Source organism: Streptomyces sp. NPDC001020 (assembly GCF_053599115.1).
On the sequence record NZ_JBSFLQ010000014.1, the window covers coordinates 78,817 to 93,920 of the forward strand.

The 15,104-nt window shown below is 71.8% G+C and carries 12 protein-coding genes; 3 read left to right on the forward strand and 9 right to left on the reverse strand.

Features of this window, described 5'->3' with window-relative positions; all coding sequences use genetic code 11:
- Positions 1 to 327: 327 nt before the first annotated feature.
- Complete coding sequence (locus tag ACWDEX_RS15925) at positions 328 to 801, reverse strand: DUF3017 domain-containing protein (protein ID WP_450464059.1); 474 nt, start codon at positions 799 to 801, stop codon at positions 328 to 330.
- A gap of 16 nt (positions 802 to 817) precedes the next feature.
- Complete coding sequence (locus tag ACWDEX_RS15930; RefSeq protein WP_450463965.1) at positions 818 to 1,672, reverse strand: bifunctional methylenetetrahydrofolate dehydrogenase/methenyltetrahydrofolate cyclohydrolase; 855 nt, start codon at positions 1,670 to 1,672, stop codon at positions 818 to 820.
- Positions 1,673 to 1,950: 278 nt separating this feature from the next.
- Here ACWDEX_RS15930 and ACWDEX_RS15935 point away from each other — a divergent pair, with 278 nt between their 5' ends.
- Positions 1,951 to 2,547, forward strand: a complete 597-nt coding sequence (locus ACWDEX_RS15935; protein ID WP_450463966.1) for a hypothetical protein — start codon at positions 1,951 to 1,953, stop codon at positions 2,545 to 2,547.
- A 76-nt stretch (positions 2,548 to 2,623) separates the two neighbouring features.
- Here the strand turns inward: ACWDEX_RS15935 and purH are convergent, their stop codons facing one another.
- Positions 2,624 to 4,234 (reverse strand): bifunctional phosphoribosylaminoimidazolecarboxamide formyltransferase/IMP cyclohydrolase, encoded by a 1,611-nt coding sequence (purH, locus tag ACWDEX_RS15940; protein WP_450463968.1) that lies wholly within the window; start codon positions 4,232 to 4,234, stop codon positions 2,624 to 2,626.
- Positions 4,231 to 4,881 carry a phosphoribosylglycinamide formyltransferase gene (gene purN / locus ACWDEX_RS15945; protein WP_450463969.1) on the reverse strand — a complete coding sequence of 217 codons (651 nt, stop codon included), beginning with the start codon at positions 4,879 to 4,881 and terminating at the stop codon, positions 4,231 to 4,233. Before purN ends, purH begins: the two co-directional genes overlap by 4 nt.
- A gap of 338 nt (positions 4,882 to 5,219) precedes the next feature.
- Here purN and ACWDEX_RS15950 point away from each other — a divergent pair, with 338 nt between their 5' ends.
- Positions 5,220 to 6,032, forward strand: coding sequence for a hypothetical protein (locus ACWDEX_RS15950; protein ID WP_450463970.1), 813 nt, complete (start codon positions 5,220 to 5,222; stop codon positions 6,030 to 6,032).
- A 117-nt stretch (positions 6,033 to 6,149) separates the two neighbouring features.
- Here the strand turns inward: ACWDEX_RS15950 and ACWDEX_RS15955 are convergent, their stop codons facing one another.
- Positions 6,150 to 7,784: a cell division protein PerM gene (locus ACWDEX_RS15955; protein ID WP_450463972.1), complete on the reverse strand. Its 1,635-nt coding sequence runs from the start codon at positions 7,782 to 7,784 to the stop codon at positions 6,150 to 6,152.
- Between the two features lie 96 nt (positions 7,785 to 7,880).
- On the opposite strand from ACWDEX_RS15955, the gene ACWDEX_RS15960 reads away from it, so the two are divergent.
- Positions 7,881 to 8,708, forward strand: a complete 828-nt coding sequence (locus ACWDEX_RS15960) for an RNA polymerase subunit sigma-70 (RefSeq protein ID WP_450463973.1) — start codon at positions 7,881 to 7,883, stop codon at positions 8,706 to 8,708.
- 91 nt (positions 8,709 to 8,799) lie between these two features.
- On the opposite strand, the gene sucD is transcribed toward ACWDEX_RS15960, so the two are convergent.
- The 4 genes from sucD to ACWDEX_RS15980 form a co-directional block, all read right to left on the reverse strand.
- Positions 8,800 to 9,684 carry a succinate--CoA ligase subunit alpha gene (gene sucD, locus ACWDEX_RS15965; RefSeq protein WP_450463975.1) on the reverse strand — a complete coding sequence of 295 codons (885 nt, stop codon included), beginning with the start codon at positions 9,682 to 9,684 and terminating at the stop codon, positions 8,800 to 8,802.
- A gap of 20 nt (positions 9,685 to 9,704) precedes the next feature.
- A complete protein-coding gene (gene sucC, locus ACWDEX_RS15970) occupies positions 9,705 to 10,886 on the reverse strand; it encodes an ADP-forming succinate--CoA ligase subunit beta (protein ID WP_450463976.1) in 1,182 nt (393 codons plus the stop codon).
- A gap of 579 nt (positions 10,887 to 11,465) precedes the next feature.
- Positions 11,466 to 12,665, reverse strand: coding sequence for a VWA domain-containing protein (locus tag ACWDEX_RS15975; protein ID WP_450463977.1), 1,200 nt, complete (start codon positions 12,663 to 12,665; stop codon positions 11,466 to 11,468).
- Positions 12,662 to 15,064, reverse strand: a complete 2,403-nt coding sequence (locus ACWDEX_RS15980) for a DUF5682 family protein (RefSeq protein ID WP_450463978.1) — start codon at positions 15,062 to 15,064, stop codon at positions 12,662 to 12,664. The genes ACWDEX_RS15975 and ACWDEX_RS15980 overlap by 4 nt, the downstream gene beginning before the upstream one ends.
- Positions 15,065 to 15,104: the final 40 nt, after the last annotated feature.

Below are 15,104 nucleotides of genomic sequence, written 5' to 3' on the forward strand. Positions count from 1 at the left end.
CTTCACCATCCGGTTGCGGAGCCCGGACACCGTAGCGGAACGGTCACTTCCATGCCACAGCGAACCGTCAGGTGTTGAACGGCCCCCGCAGGTCCATGAGGGTGGTCCTCGGGCGGCTCCACCGCCCGAGGCGCCCGGCCTCCCACGGGGGAGAGGCCGGGCGCCGTCACGTCGCGTTTCCCCGGCAGGGGCGTCCGCAATGGGGCGTCAACTGCCTCCCGGCCGAACGGACACGGCCGAGCCGCCGCTCATAGGGCGGCGGGCCGTTCCTTCCGAGGAAGCAACGGCCCGCCGTGGTGCGCGCCCGCGGACCCGGACGCACGGGGCTCAGGTGCGGATCGTGAAGTGCAGCGTGTCGTCCAGGAACGGGATCACCAGCCAGGGGTTCGGCTGGGCCATCATCGCGAGCAGCACGATGACGACGCCCAGAAGGGCGTACGTGACCATGTCCGTGAAGCGGGAACGCACCGCCAACATGCCGACGTCCGGCAGCACCCAGCGCATCACGGCACCGCCCAGCAGTGCGGCACCGATCAGGATCGTTCCGAAACGGAACGTGCCCAGCGCGGTCAGCAGGAGCCCGAGACCGACGGCGCCCAGCACGGCGAGGATCGGCCACTGCCGGGCGGGCGCGGGAGCGTCACCGGCCGCCGCCCGGCCGCCGCCCTCGGGCCGCGCGGTGTCCCGTGTGAACCGCGGAAACCGCCGGTTGGCACGCCGCGCACCGGGAGCGCCGGCGGCGCCCGGCGCGGCGGACTCGGAGCCGGTTCCCCGCGGCTGTGCGGTCCCCTTCTTCCGGATCCCCTCGGGCCTGCTCTCAGCCGACACTGCGCTCCGCCGCCTCGACCACGTTGACGAGGAGCTGGGCGCGGGTCATCGGGCCCACGCCGCCCGGGTTCGGGGAGATCCAGCCGGCCACCTCGGCGACGTCGGGGTGGACATCGCCGACGATCCTGCCCTCGGCGTTGCGCGAGACGCCGACGTCGAGGACGGCCGCGCCCGGCTTGACGTCCTCGGCCCGGATCAGATGCGCGGAGCCCGCCGCGGCGACGATGATGTCGGCCCGCTTCAGGTGCGCCGAGAGGTCACGGGTGCCGGTGTGGCACTGGGTGACCGTGGCGTTCTCGCTGCGTCGCGTCAGCAGCAGCGGCATCGGACGCCCGATGGTCACACCCCGGCCGACGACCACGACCTCGGCGCCCTTGATCTCCACGCCGTAGCGGCGCAGCAGGGTGAGCACGCCGTTCGGGGTGCAGGGCAGCGGTGCCGGCTCGTTCAGGACCAGGCGGCCGAGGTTCATCGGGTGCAGACCGTCCGCGTCCTTGTCCGGGTCCATCAGCTCCAGGATCCGGTTCTCATCGATGCCCTTGGGCAGCGGGAGCTGCACGATGTAACCCGTGCAGGCCGGGTCCTCGTTGAGCTCGCGGACGACCGCCTCGATCTCCTCCTGCGTGGCGGTCGCGGGCAGTTCGCGCTGGATCGACGCGATGCCGACCTCCGCGCAGTCGCGGTGCTTGCCCGCGACGTACTTCCGGCTGCCGGGGTCGTCCCCGACCAGGATCGTGCCGAGGCCGGGCGTGACGCCCCTCTCCTTGAGCGCCGCGACGCGGGCGGTCAGATCGGACTTGATCTCGGCTGCGGTGGCCTTGCCATCGAGAATCTGGGCGGTCATGGACCCATCCTCCCGGATGACCCGCCCCCGGTTCCAATCCGGGTAACGCCTGCTCCGATCCGGGTACCTCCGGGCGACCCGGCCTTCGTCCAGCAGTGATCGCCAATGTTGCTCTTGCACAACACCTGGTGAATGCGGCTGGACAAGTAATGCCCCATTAAAGAACGATGAGCACACAGTGTCGCGGGCAGTGCCGGGGGGACGGACCGCACTGTTGAACTCTCCTCCGAACGGTGCCGCGCGTCGTCCCCGCACTTGAACTACGGAGGAAGATCGCCATGAGCTTTGGCGACCCGAACAACCCCTACGGCGCCCCACAGGGCCAGCAGCAGCCCGGATACGGCTACCAGACCCCTCCCCAGGGTCAGCCGGCCCCGCCCCAGGGCCAGCCCGGTTACGGCTACCCCGCCGCCCCGCCGGTTCCCCAGTACGGCTATGGCGCTCCCATGGAGATGCCCGGCCTGATGAAGACCGCGCGCGTGCTGCTCTTCATCCTCTCCGGCTTCCAGCTCCTGTTCGGCCTCATCTTCGGCATCATCGTCGGCGCCGCCCAGGACGTGTCCAGCGGCATCGGTTCGGGCGACGACACCGGCGCCCTCGCCGGCATCGGCATCCTCGTCGCGGTGCTCCTGCTGGCGCTGGGCGCCCTGTCCATCTTCCTGGGCGTCAAGTTCAAGACCGGTGGTAGCGGCATCCGTATCACCACGATCGTGTACGCGTCACTGATGATCCTCGGCGGCATCGGCAACCTGGTGAACGGGGCTAACGGCTCCGCCACCTTCGGCGGTCTCATCTCCCTCGCCATCGCGGGCATCATCCTCGCCTCGATGGTCAACGGTGCGGCCGGCACCTGGTTCAACCGCCCGCGCTACTGAACCGAACACTCCCCACGCAAAGGGCCGTGTCCTCCCCGACGAGTGGGAAGGACACGGCCCTTGTCGTGCGCGCTGGTCAGTGGAAGAAGTGGCGTGCGCCCGTGAAGTACATGGTCACGCCGGCCTTCTGCGCGGCCTGAACGACCAGTTCGTCACGGATCGAACCGCCGGGCTGGACAATGGCCTTGACGCCCGCGGCGATCAGGATCTCCGGTCCGTCGGGGAACGGGAAGAAGGCGTCCGAGGCGGCGAACGAACCACGGGCCCGCTCCTCGCCCGCCCGCTCGACGGCGAGCTTGCAGGAGTCCACGCGGTTGACCTGACCCATGCCCACGCCGACCGAGGCACCGTCCTTGGCGAGCAGGATCGCGTTGGACTTGACGGCCCGGCAGGCCTTCCACGCGAAGGCGAGTTCGCGCAGTTCGGCGGCGGAGAGCGCCTCGCCCGTCGCGAGGGTCCAGTGGGCGGGATCGTCGCCCTCGGCCTGGAGCCGGTCGGCGATCTGGAGGAGCGCGCCGCCGTCGATCTGCTTGATCTCGACCGGGTTCGACGGACCGTTCGGGGCCTTCAGCACCCGGATGTTCTTCTTCTTGGTGAGGGTCTCCAGCGCGCCCTCCTCGTAGTCCGGCGCGACGATGACCTCGGTGAAGATCTCGGCGACCTGCTCGGCCATCTCCCGGCTCACCGGCCGGTTGACGGCGATGACACCGCCGAACGCGGACAGCGGGTCGCAGGCATGCGCCTTGCGGTGCGCCTCGGCGACGTCCGCGCCGATCGCGATACCGCAGGGGTTGGCGTGCTTGATGATCGCGACGCAGGGCTCGTCGTGGTCGTACGCGGCACGGCGCGCGGCGTCCGTGTCCGTGTAGTTGTTGTACGACATCTCCTTGCCGTGCAGCTGCTCGGCCCCGGCGAGGCCACCGCCCGCGGCCGAACCGCTGATGGACGCGGTGTCGACGTAGAGGGCTGCGGGCTGGTGCGGGTTCTCGCCGTAGCGCAGGGTGTTCTTGCGCTCGTAGGCGGCGCCCAGGAAGTCCGGGAGGACACCCGCGGCGGAGCCGTTGTCGGCGGCCTCGTCGACGGGCGCGTACGAGGACGCGAACCAGGAGGCGACGGCCACGTCGTACGCGGCGGTGTGCTGGAAGGCCTCCGCGGCGAGCCGCTTGCGGGCGGAGAGGTCGAAGCCGCCGTCACGGACCGCGGCCAGGACGTCGGCATACCGGGCCGGGCTGGTCACCACGGAAACGGACGGGTGGTTCTTGGCGGCGGCGCGGACCATGGAGGGCCCGCCGATGTCGATCTGCTCGACGCACTCGTCGGGGGACGCCCCCGAGGCGACGGTCTCACGGAAGGGGTAGAGGTTGACGACGACGAGGTCGAACGGCTCGACGCCCAACTCGGCAAGCTGCCGGCGGTGACTGTCCAGGCGCAGGTCGGCGAGGATGCCCGCGTGCACCTTGGGGTGCAGGGTCTTGACCCGGCCGTCCAGGCACTCGGGGAAGCCCGTCAGTTCCTCGACCTTGGTGACGGGAACGCCTGCGGCAGCGATCTTCGCGGCGGTGGACCCGGTGGAGACGAGCTCGACGCCGGCCTCGTGGAGCCCGCGGGCGAGATCCTCCAGCCCGGTCTTGTCGTAGACGCTGACGAGCGCGCGCCGGATGGGCCGCTTGGTGCTCTCGGCGGTCACTGAATTACTACCTTTCGTCCCTCAATGCGGTAGCCGTTGCGGGCGATCCGCCCCACGACCTCGACGAGCAGCCTTCGCTCGACTTCCTTGATGCGCTCGTGCAGAGCGCTCTCGTCGTCCTCGTCCCGGACCTCCACCACTCCCTGAGCGATGATCGGTCCGGTGTCGACGCCGTCGTCGACGAAGTGGACGGTGCAACCTGTGACCTTGGCGCCGTACGCGAGCGCGTCGCGGACACCGTGGGCTCCGGAAAAGCTCGGGAGCAGGGTGGGATGGGTGTTGACGAACCGCCCGCCGAACCGCGCGAGGAACGCCTTCCCCACGATCTTCATGAACCCGGCGGAGACGACGAGGTCGGGCTCGTACGCGCCGACGGCCTCGGTGAGGGCCGCGTCCCACGCGTCCCGGCTCTCGTAGTCCTTGACGCGGCACACGAAGGTGGGCAGCCCGGCGCGCTCGGCGCGGGCGAGACCCTCGATGCCGTCGCGGTCGGCGCCGACCGCGACGACCTCCGCTCCGTAAGCGGCGGCGGATGTTTCCGCGATGGCGTCGAGGAGCGCCTGCAGATTGGTGCCGGATCCGGAGACCAGGACGACCAGGCGCTTGGCCGGGGACTCGGTGACGGTCTCGGCCACGGACTCGGCCACGGCGGGGCCCTTTCTCGGGGAGGTGTCGTGCGGTCGCTCGGGAGAGCGTTTGTGCGGTCGTACAAATGCTTCGCACCCCGGGATACGGGGAAGTCTACGAAACGGCCGACCGCCAGCAACGATACCGGCACACAAGACGGCCCCCACCGGACGGGGACGTGGCCGGAAGGTAGCGTCTGGGGAGGAGAAGCCTGGGAAAAGCGGTTCGCCGTGGGGAACGCCGCGCCTGTGCGGGACGTTGATCCGGAACAGGCGCACCCGCCCGAGGCGCACCTGCCTCATGGCGACTCCGTGGACCCGCCGCACGCCAGAACCACCAAGGGGAAGACGCACACCTGATGCCGGACCGCAGTCTCCGACTCCCTTCGCTGCTGCTGCGTGAGCGGCGGCCTTCGTCCGTGCCGCCACGGAAGAACGAGGAGGCGCTCCGGAACGGGGACGACTCCACGAGTGGCGGCGCCGCGCCGACCGGGTCGGGCGGTGATTCCGCCGACGGTGGGCAGAGCCCGGAGAAGCCTCTGGACGACAACCCCTTCGCGCCGCCGCCGGAGGGGGCACCGGACCGGCCCTGGCAGCCGCGGCACCCGGCAACCGGCCAGGAACAGGACGGCTCCGACGATGGCCGTTCCGGATGGGGCGGCCAGTGGAGCGACCGGCAGCCGGGGCCCGCGGCCGGCGGCCACTTCGGCGAACGTCCGGGGGGTCAGGGCGGACAGGGCGGCCCTGAGGGGTCCGGCGGCTCCGGCGGAGGCCTGCGCTGGGACCCCACGGACCCGGCCCAGCGCCGCGCACGCTACGCACTCCTTGGCGGCATGTGGGCGTTCTTCTTCGCCCTCTTCAGCTGGCCGTACGTGGCCCTGCTGCTGGGCGCGCTGGCGCTGTACTGGAGCGTGAGCGCCCTGCGCGCCAAGCCCCGCACTCCCGACCCGGAGAACCCCGCCCCAGCGGCCCGCCCCCAGACGACGGCGGCGATCAGCGGCCTGGTCACGGCGTCACTGGCGATCACGGTGGTGGCGGCCATGTTCACGGCTCACCTGGTCTACCGCGACTACTACACGTGCGTGGACGACGCCCTGACGACCGCGGCAACTCAGTCCTGCGACAGCCTGCTGCCGAAGGAACTGCAGGGCGTACTGGGGACTCAGGACTGAGCTGCCGGTGGCGCGGGCCCCGGCAGGCGCGGCCTTCGCAGCCGGGGCCTCGCCTCACCGGAACCGCGCGTCCCGCGTGGCCGCGCTCTCTGCGTGCCGGATGCGGTACCGGGGCCCTCAAGCGCCCGGCCCAGGCTCCTCCCGCGGCTTCGGCGGGGTCGGCGGGGCCGGCGGGAACGGGTTCTCCTCGGACGGCAGCACCTCGTACGGCTTGAGGTCCGGGTCCTCCCACGCCGTATCCGGTCGGGCGTCGTCGGCGCGCGCGGCGGGCGCCGGGATTCCGGCGGGCTCCGGGACCGTCGGCGAGGGAACCGGACTCATGGAAGTTGTCACCCGGGGCTCCCGCCCCCGCCCCGGCGCGCGCAGCTCCCCGTCACGCTCCGTCATCCCCTGGCGCTCCCCCTTCGCACACCTCCGCAGCCGCCACGCCCGTACCGCCAGCCCCACCGGCATCCCCACCCCGACTGTCCAGCCGAGCGCGGCGCCACCCACCTGCCACCCCACCGGCCCGAACCGGGACAGCGCGGCCACCCCGAGCGGCCCTCCCGCCGCCTGGGCGAGCCCGCCGAGCAGCACCCCGCACACCGCCCCCGCCACCCCGACCGCGCACGCCGTCCGCCCGGCCGACCACGCGTCGTCCTGCCCCCGCTCCCGGCACGCCGTTCTCGCCACGAACCACCCGACCGTCACCCCCGCCGCGACCGGCACCACCCCCACCGCCCAGCGCAGCGGCCCGCCTCCGCCTTCGGGTACCGCCGCCAGCAGCGGAAACGGCGGCAGCGCCGTAGGGTGCCCCACCGTGGACAACGGCCCGGCCGCCCGCCCGACGCCCAGCACGAACCCGGGTCCGAGCCCGTAAGCCGCCCCCCACACCGCCGCGTTCGGCACCAGCGCCACCGCCAGCAGCAGCACCGCACACCGCCCCGACCAGCCCGCCGCCAGCTGGAGGAACGAGGCCCGCGCCGCCCCGCCGTGCCACACCAGCGACGCGCCCACGAGCGCCGCGCCCCCGCCCACCAGCACCACCGCTCCGGCCACGGCGGCCCGTACGGAACCTTTCAGCCACAGCCGCCCGTCACCCTCGAGTGCCCCGGTGGCAACCAGCCCCCGCATGCCCGCGGGCAGCCGCTCGAGCCCCCCGCGCACCAGCCGCCCCGGTGGCCTGCACGGGCGCCCGTACGCCGTCCACACCCCCGCCCCCGCCGACACGACGGCGACCAGGGGCAGGCACCCGACGGTCCACGTCCACGACGGCCGCAGCGCCCCGCTCGAGGCGTACAGCGCCACTCCCGCGCCCACTCCGAGATAACCCGCCACCACTCCGCACCAGGCCGTGCGCGCGGCCACGAGCGGCGCGTCGCCCCCCGCGGCATCCGCGGCATCCGCGCCCTCCCTGTCCGTCGCGTCGCGTGCCGCCCGGTGCAGCAGCCACACCGGCAGCAGAGTCGTCAGCAGCGGGGTGACTCCGACGGGCGCGGGCACGCCGGAGAGCGTCTCGGTGCGGACGAGGACGACGCCGTGCGCCAGCAGCCACAGTGCCGCGGCCATGTGCAGGGCGCCGTCGGGCCCGCTGTCGGGGTACGGGAAGCTGATCCACAGCACCGTCACGAGCAGGGCGAGCACACCGATCCCCAGTGTCGCGGCGACGGCGCCGCCCAGGAGGCAGGCGCCCAGTCCGGGCGACCGGTCACGCAACCGGGTGCGCGGGGGTGAGGGCGTTCGACGGTCGGTCCATTGGGTCACGATCGCCATGCTCCCAATGACCCGGGCGTTCTCCTCGCAACGAGCGAAGCTCGGATGTGTCGCTCAATATACGGTTATGTACTTTTTTGCACGGAGGCTCGCCCTGTGACGCAGCAGAAAGACACGGCCGCGGCACCACTGGCGCCTCATCAGGCCTTCGACGCCCTGTACGAGTTCTGCGCCCCGTCCCTCGTGCGGCAGGCCTATCTGCTCACCGGTAAGCGCGAACTGGCCCGCGATGCGGTCGAACGCGCCTTCCAACTGGCCTGGCACCGCTGGCCCGAGGTGGCCGTGGACCGGGATCCGGCGGGGTGGATACGCGCGGCGTCACACGACTGCGCCCTCTCGCCATGGAACCGCCTGCACCCGCGCTACCGGCACGCCGGTCCGCCGCCTGCGGATCCCTCGCACCGCGCACTGCTGCAGGCGCTCCTGACGCTGCCGCCGGTCCACCGGCGCACGCTCCTGCTCCACGACGGCATCGGACTCGGCCTGCCGGAGACCGCGGCCGAGACGGAGGCGAGCACCCCGGCCACGGCGAGCCGTCTGCTGTACGCCCGGGCGACGGTGGCCGCGCTGGTTCCGGAACCGGCGATCCCGGAGGTGCTCCGCCTCGGACTGGCCGAACCGGCCGCAGCCGAACTCCTTCCCGTGGCCGGGCCGCTCCAGGTCCGGGCCCGTGGCGAAGGCCGCGCACGGCACTGGACGCGCGCCACGATCGCCTCCACGGTCGCGCTCATCGGCGCGACGGCCCTGAACGTGTGTGTGGCCCCGGACCACTACGAACGACCGGTGGGCCGGGGAACGGCCGTCCGGGGACTGCCCCCGCGCCCGGTCATGGGCCCCTCCTCTCCCGAGGAACTGGCGCTCCGGACGAAACTCGGTGCGGAAATCCACAAGGGGCCGGGACGGCTGGTTCCGGCGCCACACTGAGCACACGGACGGGCCCGCACCCCGGTGAGGGTGCGGGCCCGTCCGCGCATGTGCGTGCGGCCCGGTCGGCGTCGGCCGACCCGGACTGCGATCAGCCGCCGAGAATGGCCCGGGCGAGCTTCGCCGTCTCGGTGGGCGTCTTGCCGACCTTGACGCCGGCCGCCTCCAGCGCCTCCTTCTTCGCCTGGGCGGTGCCCGACGAACCGGAGACGATGGCGCCCGCGTGACCCATGGTCTTGCCCTCGGGCGCGGTGAAGCCCGCGACGTAGCCGACGACCGGCTTGGTCACGTTCTCCTTGATGAAGGCCGCGGCCCGCTCCTCGGCGTCGCCGCCGATCTCGCCGATCATGACGATCAGGTCGGTCTCGGGGTCGTCCTGGAACGCCTTGAGCGCGTCGATGTGCGTGGTGCCGATGATCGGGTCACCACCGATACCGACACAGGTCGTGAAGCCGATGTCACGCAGCTCGTACATCATCTGGTACGTCAGCGTGCCGGACTTCGAGACCAGGCCGATGCGGCCCGGCTTGGTGATGTCGGCCGGGATGATGCCGGCGTTCGACTGGCCCGGGGTGATCAGACCGGGGCAGTTCGGGCCGATGATCCGGGTCTTGTTGCCCTTCTTACCGGCGTAGGCCCAGAAGGCGGCCGTGTCGTGGACCGCGATGCCCTCGGTGATGACGACCGCGAGCGGGATCTCGGCGTCGATGGCCTCGATCACGGCGTCCTTGGTGAACTTCTCCGGGACGAAGATGACCGTGGCGTCGGCGCCGGTCTTCTCCATCGCCTCGGCGACGGACCCGAACACCGGGATCTCCGTGCCGTCGAAGTCGACGACCTGGCCCGCCTTGCGCGGGTTGACGCCACCGACGATGTTCGTGCCGGAGGCCAGCATGCGACGGGTGTGCTTCTGGCCCTCGGAGCCGGTCATGCCCTGGACGATGACCTTGGATTCCTTGGTGAGGAAGATAGCCATGGTGTGTGTGACCTCGTCCCTTACTTCGCGGCAGCAGCCAGCTCGGCGGCCTTGTCGGCCGCGCCGTCCATGGTGTCCACGCGCTGAACGAGCGGGTGGTTGCGGTCGTCCAGGATCTGGCGACCCAGCTCGGCGTTGTTGCCGTCCAGACGCACGACCAGCGGCTTGGTGACCTCTTCGCCCTTGGACTCCAGGAGCTCCAGGGCCTGCACGATGCCGTTGGCGACCGCGTCGCAGGCGGTGATGCCACCGAAGACGTTGACGAACACGGACTTGACGTCCGGGTCGCCGAGGATGATCTCCAGGCCGTTCGCCATGACCTCGGCGGAGGCGCCGCCACCGATGTCGAGGAAGTTGGCCGGCTTGACGCCCTTGTGGTTCTCACCGGCGTAGGCGACGACGTCCAGGGTGGACATGACCAGACCGGCACCGTTACCGATGATGCCGACCTCGCCGTCGAGCTTGACGTAGTTGAGGTTCTTCTCCTTGGCAGCCGCCTCGAGGGGGTTGGCGGCGGCCTTGTCGTGGAGCTCCTCGAACTCGGGGTGACGGAACTCGGCGTTCTCGTCCAGAGACACCTTGCCGTCGAGGGCGATGACGTCACCGGAGGCGACCTTGGCCAGCGGGTTGACCTCGACCAGGAGGGCGTCCTCCTTGATGAACACCTCCCACAGCTTCACCAGGACGTCGGCGACCTTGTCGGCGACCTCGGCCGGGAACTTCGCCGCGGCGGCGATCTCCTGGGCCTTCGCCTTGTCGACACCGTCGATGGCGTCGATCGCGATCTTGGCGACGGCCTCGGGGCGGGTGGCCGCGACCTCCTCGATCTCCATGCCGCCCTCGACGGAGGCGATGGAGAGGAAGGTGCGGTTGGCGCGGTCGAGGAGGAAGGAGACGTAGTACTCCTCGAGGATCTCCGGAGCGGTCTCGGCGATCATCACCTTGTGGACCGTGTGGCCCTTGATGTCCATGCCGAGGATGTCCGTCGCGCGGGCGACGGCCTCGTCCGGGGTGGCGGCCAGCTTGACGCCACCGGCCTTGCCGCGACCACCGACCTTCACCTGGGCCTTGACGACCGACTTGCCGCCCAGCCGCTCGGTGATCTCGCGCGCCGCCTCAGGCGTGTCGATGACTTCACCGGCCAGCACCGGTACACCGTGCTTGGCGAAGAGGTCCCTCGCCTGGTACTCGAACAGGTCCACGCGCTTCCGTCCCTATCAGTGATCTCGCGGTTCGTGGTTCGTTGGATGCGTGGGCGTGCCGCGAAGGGCAACGTGACGTCCGCAGTGTCACTAGGGAGGCGCACACGGTGTCCGAGCGCGCGGCATGTCCGTCTCGCAGGTTATCGCCGCTTGAGGTGGGGCTCTAAATCGGAGGTCGCCCCTGAGCGGTGATACCTGTCACACGCGCGGCCTACACGGCAGGGTCCCACCGGGGTCGGGATTGACCCGGTGAGCCCTTGTGCCGCCGCGGTGGGGCACTGAGCGGGGCCCTCACCTCATGGGGCCGATTGCCCCTGCCCGCGGGGTTTCGGCCGGGCGGTCTACGGCTCCGCACCTCGGACGCTTTACGTGCCGTAGACCGCCCTGCCGCAGGTGGTCCGAGGCGGCGGGCCCGGCGACGTCCCCGGCAGATGACAGTCACCGTGTGGGCGGCGGAAGAGCCGCCTGCCGGTTCCGGTCAGACCTCCGGTGGCCCCCACGTGAGCCGGACGACCTCGCGCACGACGCCCCTTCTCCCGGCCTCGCCCCCGCACGGCCCCTGTCATCCGCCTCGCTCTCTCACGCCGCCTCCGGTATCGGCAGGGGCCGCTTCTCGATCGCCGCCGCCATCACCTCCGGGAACAGGTCGGGTGTGCACGCGAACGCGGGCGCGCCCAGCGCCGCGAGCGCCGCCGCGTGCTCGCGGTCGTACGCGGGCGCCCCCTCGTCCGAGAGCGCGAGCAACGTGACGAACTGCACCCCCGACGCCTTCATCGCCGCCACCCGTTTGAGCATCTCGTCGCGGATCCCGCCTTCGTACAGATCGCTGATGAGGACCACGACGGTCTCCGCGGGCCGTGTGATCTGCGACTGGCAGTACGCCAGTGCCCGGTTGATGTCCGTGCCGCCGCCGAGTTGGGTGCCGAAGAGAACGTCGACAGGGTCGTCGAGCTGGTCGGTGAGGTCGACGACGGCCGTGTCGAAGACGACGAGCCGGGTGTCGAGGGACCGCATCGACGCGAGGACCGCTCCGAACACGGACGCGTACACCACCGACGCCGCCATCGAGCCCGACTGGTCGATGCAGAGGACGACCTCCTTCTTCACGGACTGGGACGCCCGCCCGTACCCGATCAGCCGCTCCGGCACCACCGTGCGGTATTCGGGCAGATAGTGCTTGAGGTTGGCCGCGATCGTGCGGTTCCAGTCGATGTCGTGGTGGCGGGGCCGGGTGATCCGGGCGCTGCGGTCGAGGGCACCGGTGAGCGTGGCCCGGGTGCGGGTGGCAAGCCGCTTCTCCAGGTCCTCGACGACCTTGCGCACCACGGCCCGCGCTGTCTCCTTGGTGGTCTCCGGCATCGCCTTGTTCAACGAGAGCAGCGTGCCGACCAGATGAACGTCCGCCTCGACGGCCTCCAGCATCTCCGGCTCCAGGAGGAGCGTGGACAGTCCCAGCCGGTCGATGGCGTCCCGCTGCATGACCTGAACGACGGACGAGGGGAAGTACGTCCGGATGTCCCCCAGCCAGCGCGCCACGGACGGCGCGGACGCCCCGAGCCCCGCCGAACGGTCCCGCCCCCGCTGCGGCTTGTCCCCCTTGCCGTACAGCGCGGTCAGCGCCCCGTCCATCGCCGCGTCCTGCCCGGTCAGCCCGTATCCGGTGCCGTCCGCCGCGTCTCCCCCGAGCACGAGCCGCCATCGCCGCAGCCGCTCGCCTGCCTCGGAGTCCCGGCCGTCCGTGCGGGCGGCCTTTTCGTGATCCGTCCTCTGTGTGCTCATCCGGCCGCTCCCACAAGGTCGTCGACTTCACTTCCGGGGGACTCGTCCAGGCCGAGCAGCAGCCGCAGCAGCGGCACCACCGCGTCTGCCCGTCCGTTGTCGAGATCGACCGCGAATCCGGGGACGCCGGCGCCGGTGGCCGTTGCGCCCCCGCGTGCGCCCGGCCCGCGTCGCACCAGGTCACCGAGCGTGCGCCGCACCCCCGGCTCGTACGCCGAGAACGTGCGCCGCAGCAGGGGCAGCACATCGGTGAACGCCTCCGTCGGCACCCCGGTCAGCCATGCGTCCACCAGCCCGAGCAGCCGCTCGTCGTGCACGAGCAGCATCCCGCCGCCGGAGCCGCCCCCGACGAACCCCTCGATCCACGCGGCCGCGTCCGCCGGTGCCGTCCCCGGCGACAGCACGAGCCCCATGAGACGGGCGGCCTCCTCCTGCGACACCTCCCCGTCGTCCAGGAGCAGTCGCATCGCCCGCCCGCGGATGACGCCCGGAACGGTGTCCCGTACGGAGAGCACCCGCAGGACGGAGCGCCACCGTCCGCGTATGTCGCCGTGAGCCGTGGCGGTCGCCTCTTCGAGTAGCCCCACCGCCCCGTGCACCGCGTCCACATGGCGCCGCATCTTCTCGGCCGCCTCCGCGTCGATCGCGGCGCACGCCGGTGGCAGCCCGACGAACACGCGCTCGGCGAGGCCCGCCGCGATACCCGCCAGCGCCCGGGTGTCCGTACCGCGCACGTCCCCGTATCGCAGGGAGCGAACCAGGGCGGGCAGCGCCTGGGCGAGATGACCGACGTCGGTGTCGAGGGCCGCGCGGTCGGCGAGGACCCGCATCACCACGGGGAGTGCGTCCGGCAGCTCCGCCAGCAGGCACCGCTCGGCGAGCGCCGTGACGTCGGCGAGCGCCTGCGCACCGACCGCGTCCGCCTCGGCCTTGGCGGTGGTGGCGGCGAGTACGGTCGTCCCCCAGACCCCGGCCTCGGCGACCCGCACCGCCAGCTCCGGTTCCCAGCGCAGCCGCCAGGTCTCCCGGAACGTCCCCGTGCTGCCACGCGAGGCGACGGGCTCACCCCAGCCGACGCCTAGAAGACGCAGTCGATGCAGCAGCCTGCTACGGGCGGCGTCCGTCTCCTTGCGCAGGTCCAGCTCCAACTCCCGCTCCAGCGGCTCCGGTTTGAACCGCAGCCGCTTCTGGAGACGCACGAGGTCCCGCTGCAACGGCACGGCGGGGGCCGCCTCGGGCACCTCCCCCAGGACGTCGCCGACCACGAGCCGGTCGTGCACCAGTGCCAGCGGCACGTCCGAGCCCTCGCACATCACCGCCCGCACCGCGTCGGTCGTCTCGGACAGCCCCGGCAGTGGACGTCCCCGCAGCGCCGCGAGCGTCCCGGCGAGCCGGACCGCCTCGATGACGTGCGCGGACGACACGATCCGGTCCTCCTCGCGGAGCAGCCCGGCAACCCTGGTCAGCCACCGCTCGACCGGCCGGTCGGGGGACTTGAACAGATGCCCGTACCAACCCGGCGAGTCGATGCCCGCGCCGTAACCGCTGGCCCGGGACAGCCTCCGGTAGGTCCAGGGCACCCAGGTCATGTCCGTCTTCACCTTGGGCAGCCCCTTCAGCAGGGCGCGGTCGGCGGCGACGGTGGTCCTCCGCCGCAGCGCGGGCACATGCCAGGCCCCGCACACCACGGCCACGTCCCGCCCGAACTGTCGCTGGGCGGCACGCACTTGGAGCCTCATGTGCGCCTCCCGCACGAGGTCGCGCTCGTGTCCCCCCGTGCCGTACTCCTCCCGCAGGGCCGCCATGGCCTCTCCCAGCACGGCGAACGGCACGAGTGCATCGCCCTGCTCCGGGCCCCGGTGCTCGACGACGTCCTCCCACCACCGCTCCGGATCGTCGTACCCGGCGGCCTCGGCGAGCACCGCGAGGGGGTCCACGCGGACGGTGTCGGCGGGGCCCCGGGGCGGGGCGGAAGCCTCGGCCTCCAGCGCCGGCCCGGTGTCTTCGGGCTCGCCCTCCGTCGGCTCCTGTTCCTCCTTCTCCCACGCCAGCGTGTGCGAGGCCGGCAGGTCGATGAACGTGGCTGCGGCGCCGTGTTCCAGAGCCCAGCGGAGCGCCACCCATTCCGGGGAGAACTCGGCCAGCGGCCAGAACGCCGACCGCCCGGGCTCGTCCACGGCGTGTGCGAGCAGCGCCACCGGCGGCCGCATTTCCTCGTCGGCCGCGAGTGGGATCAGGGCGTCCGCTTCCGGTGGCCCCTCGATCAGTACGGCCCGTGGTCGTGCCGCCTCCAGCGCGGCCCGCACCGCCTGCGCTGATCCGGGCCCGTGATGCCGTACCCCAAGGAGCAGCGGCCCCTCGTGCGCCGCACCGCCCGGCGGCCTGTCAACGCTTGTCACCTGATCCCCCTCGCGGCCCGGACCACCCCGGATCGTCGTC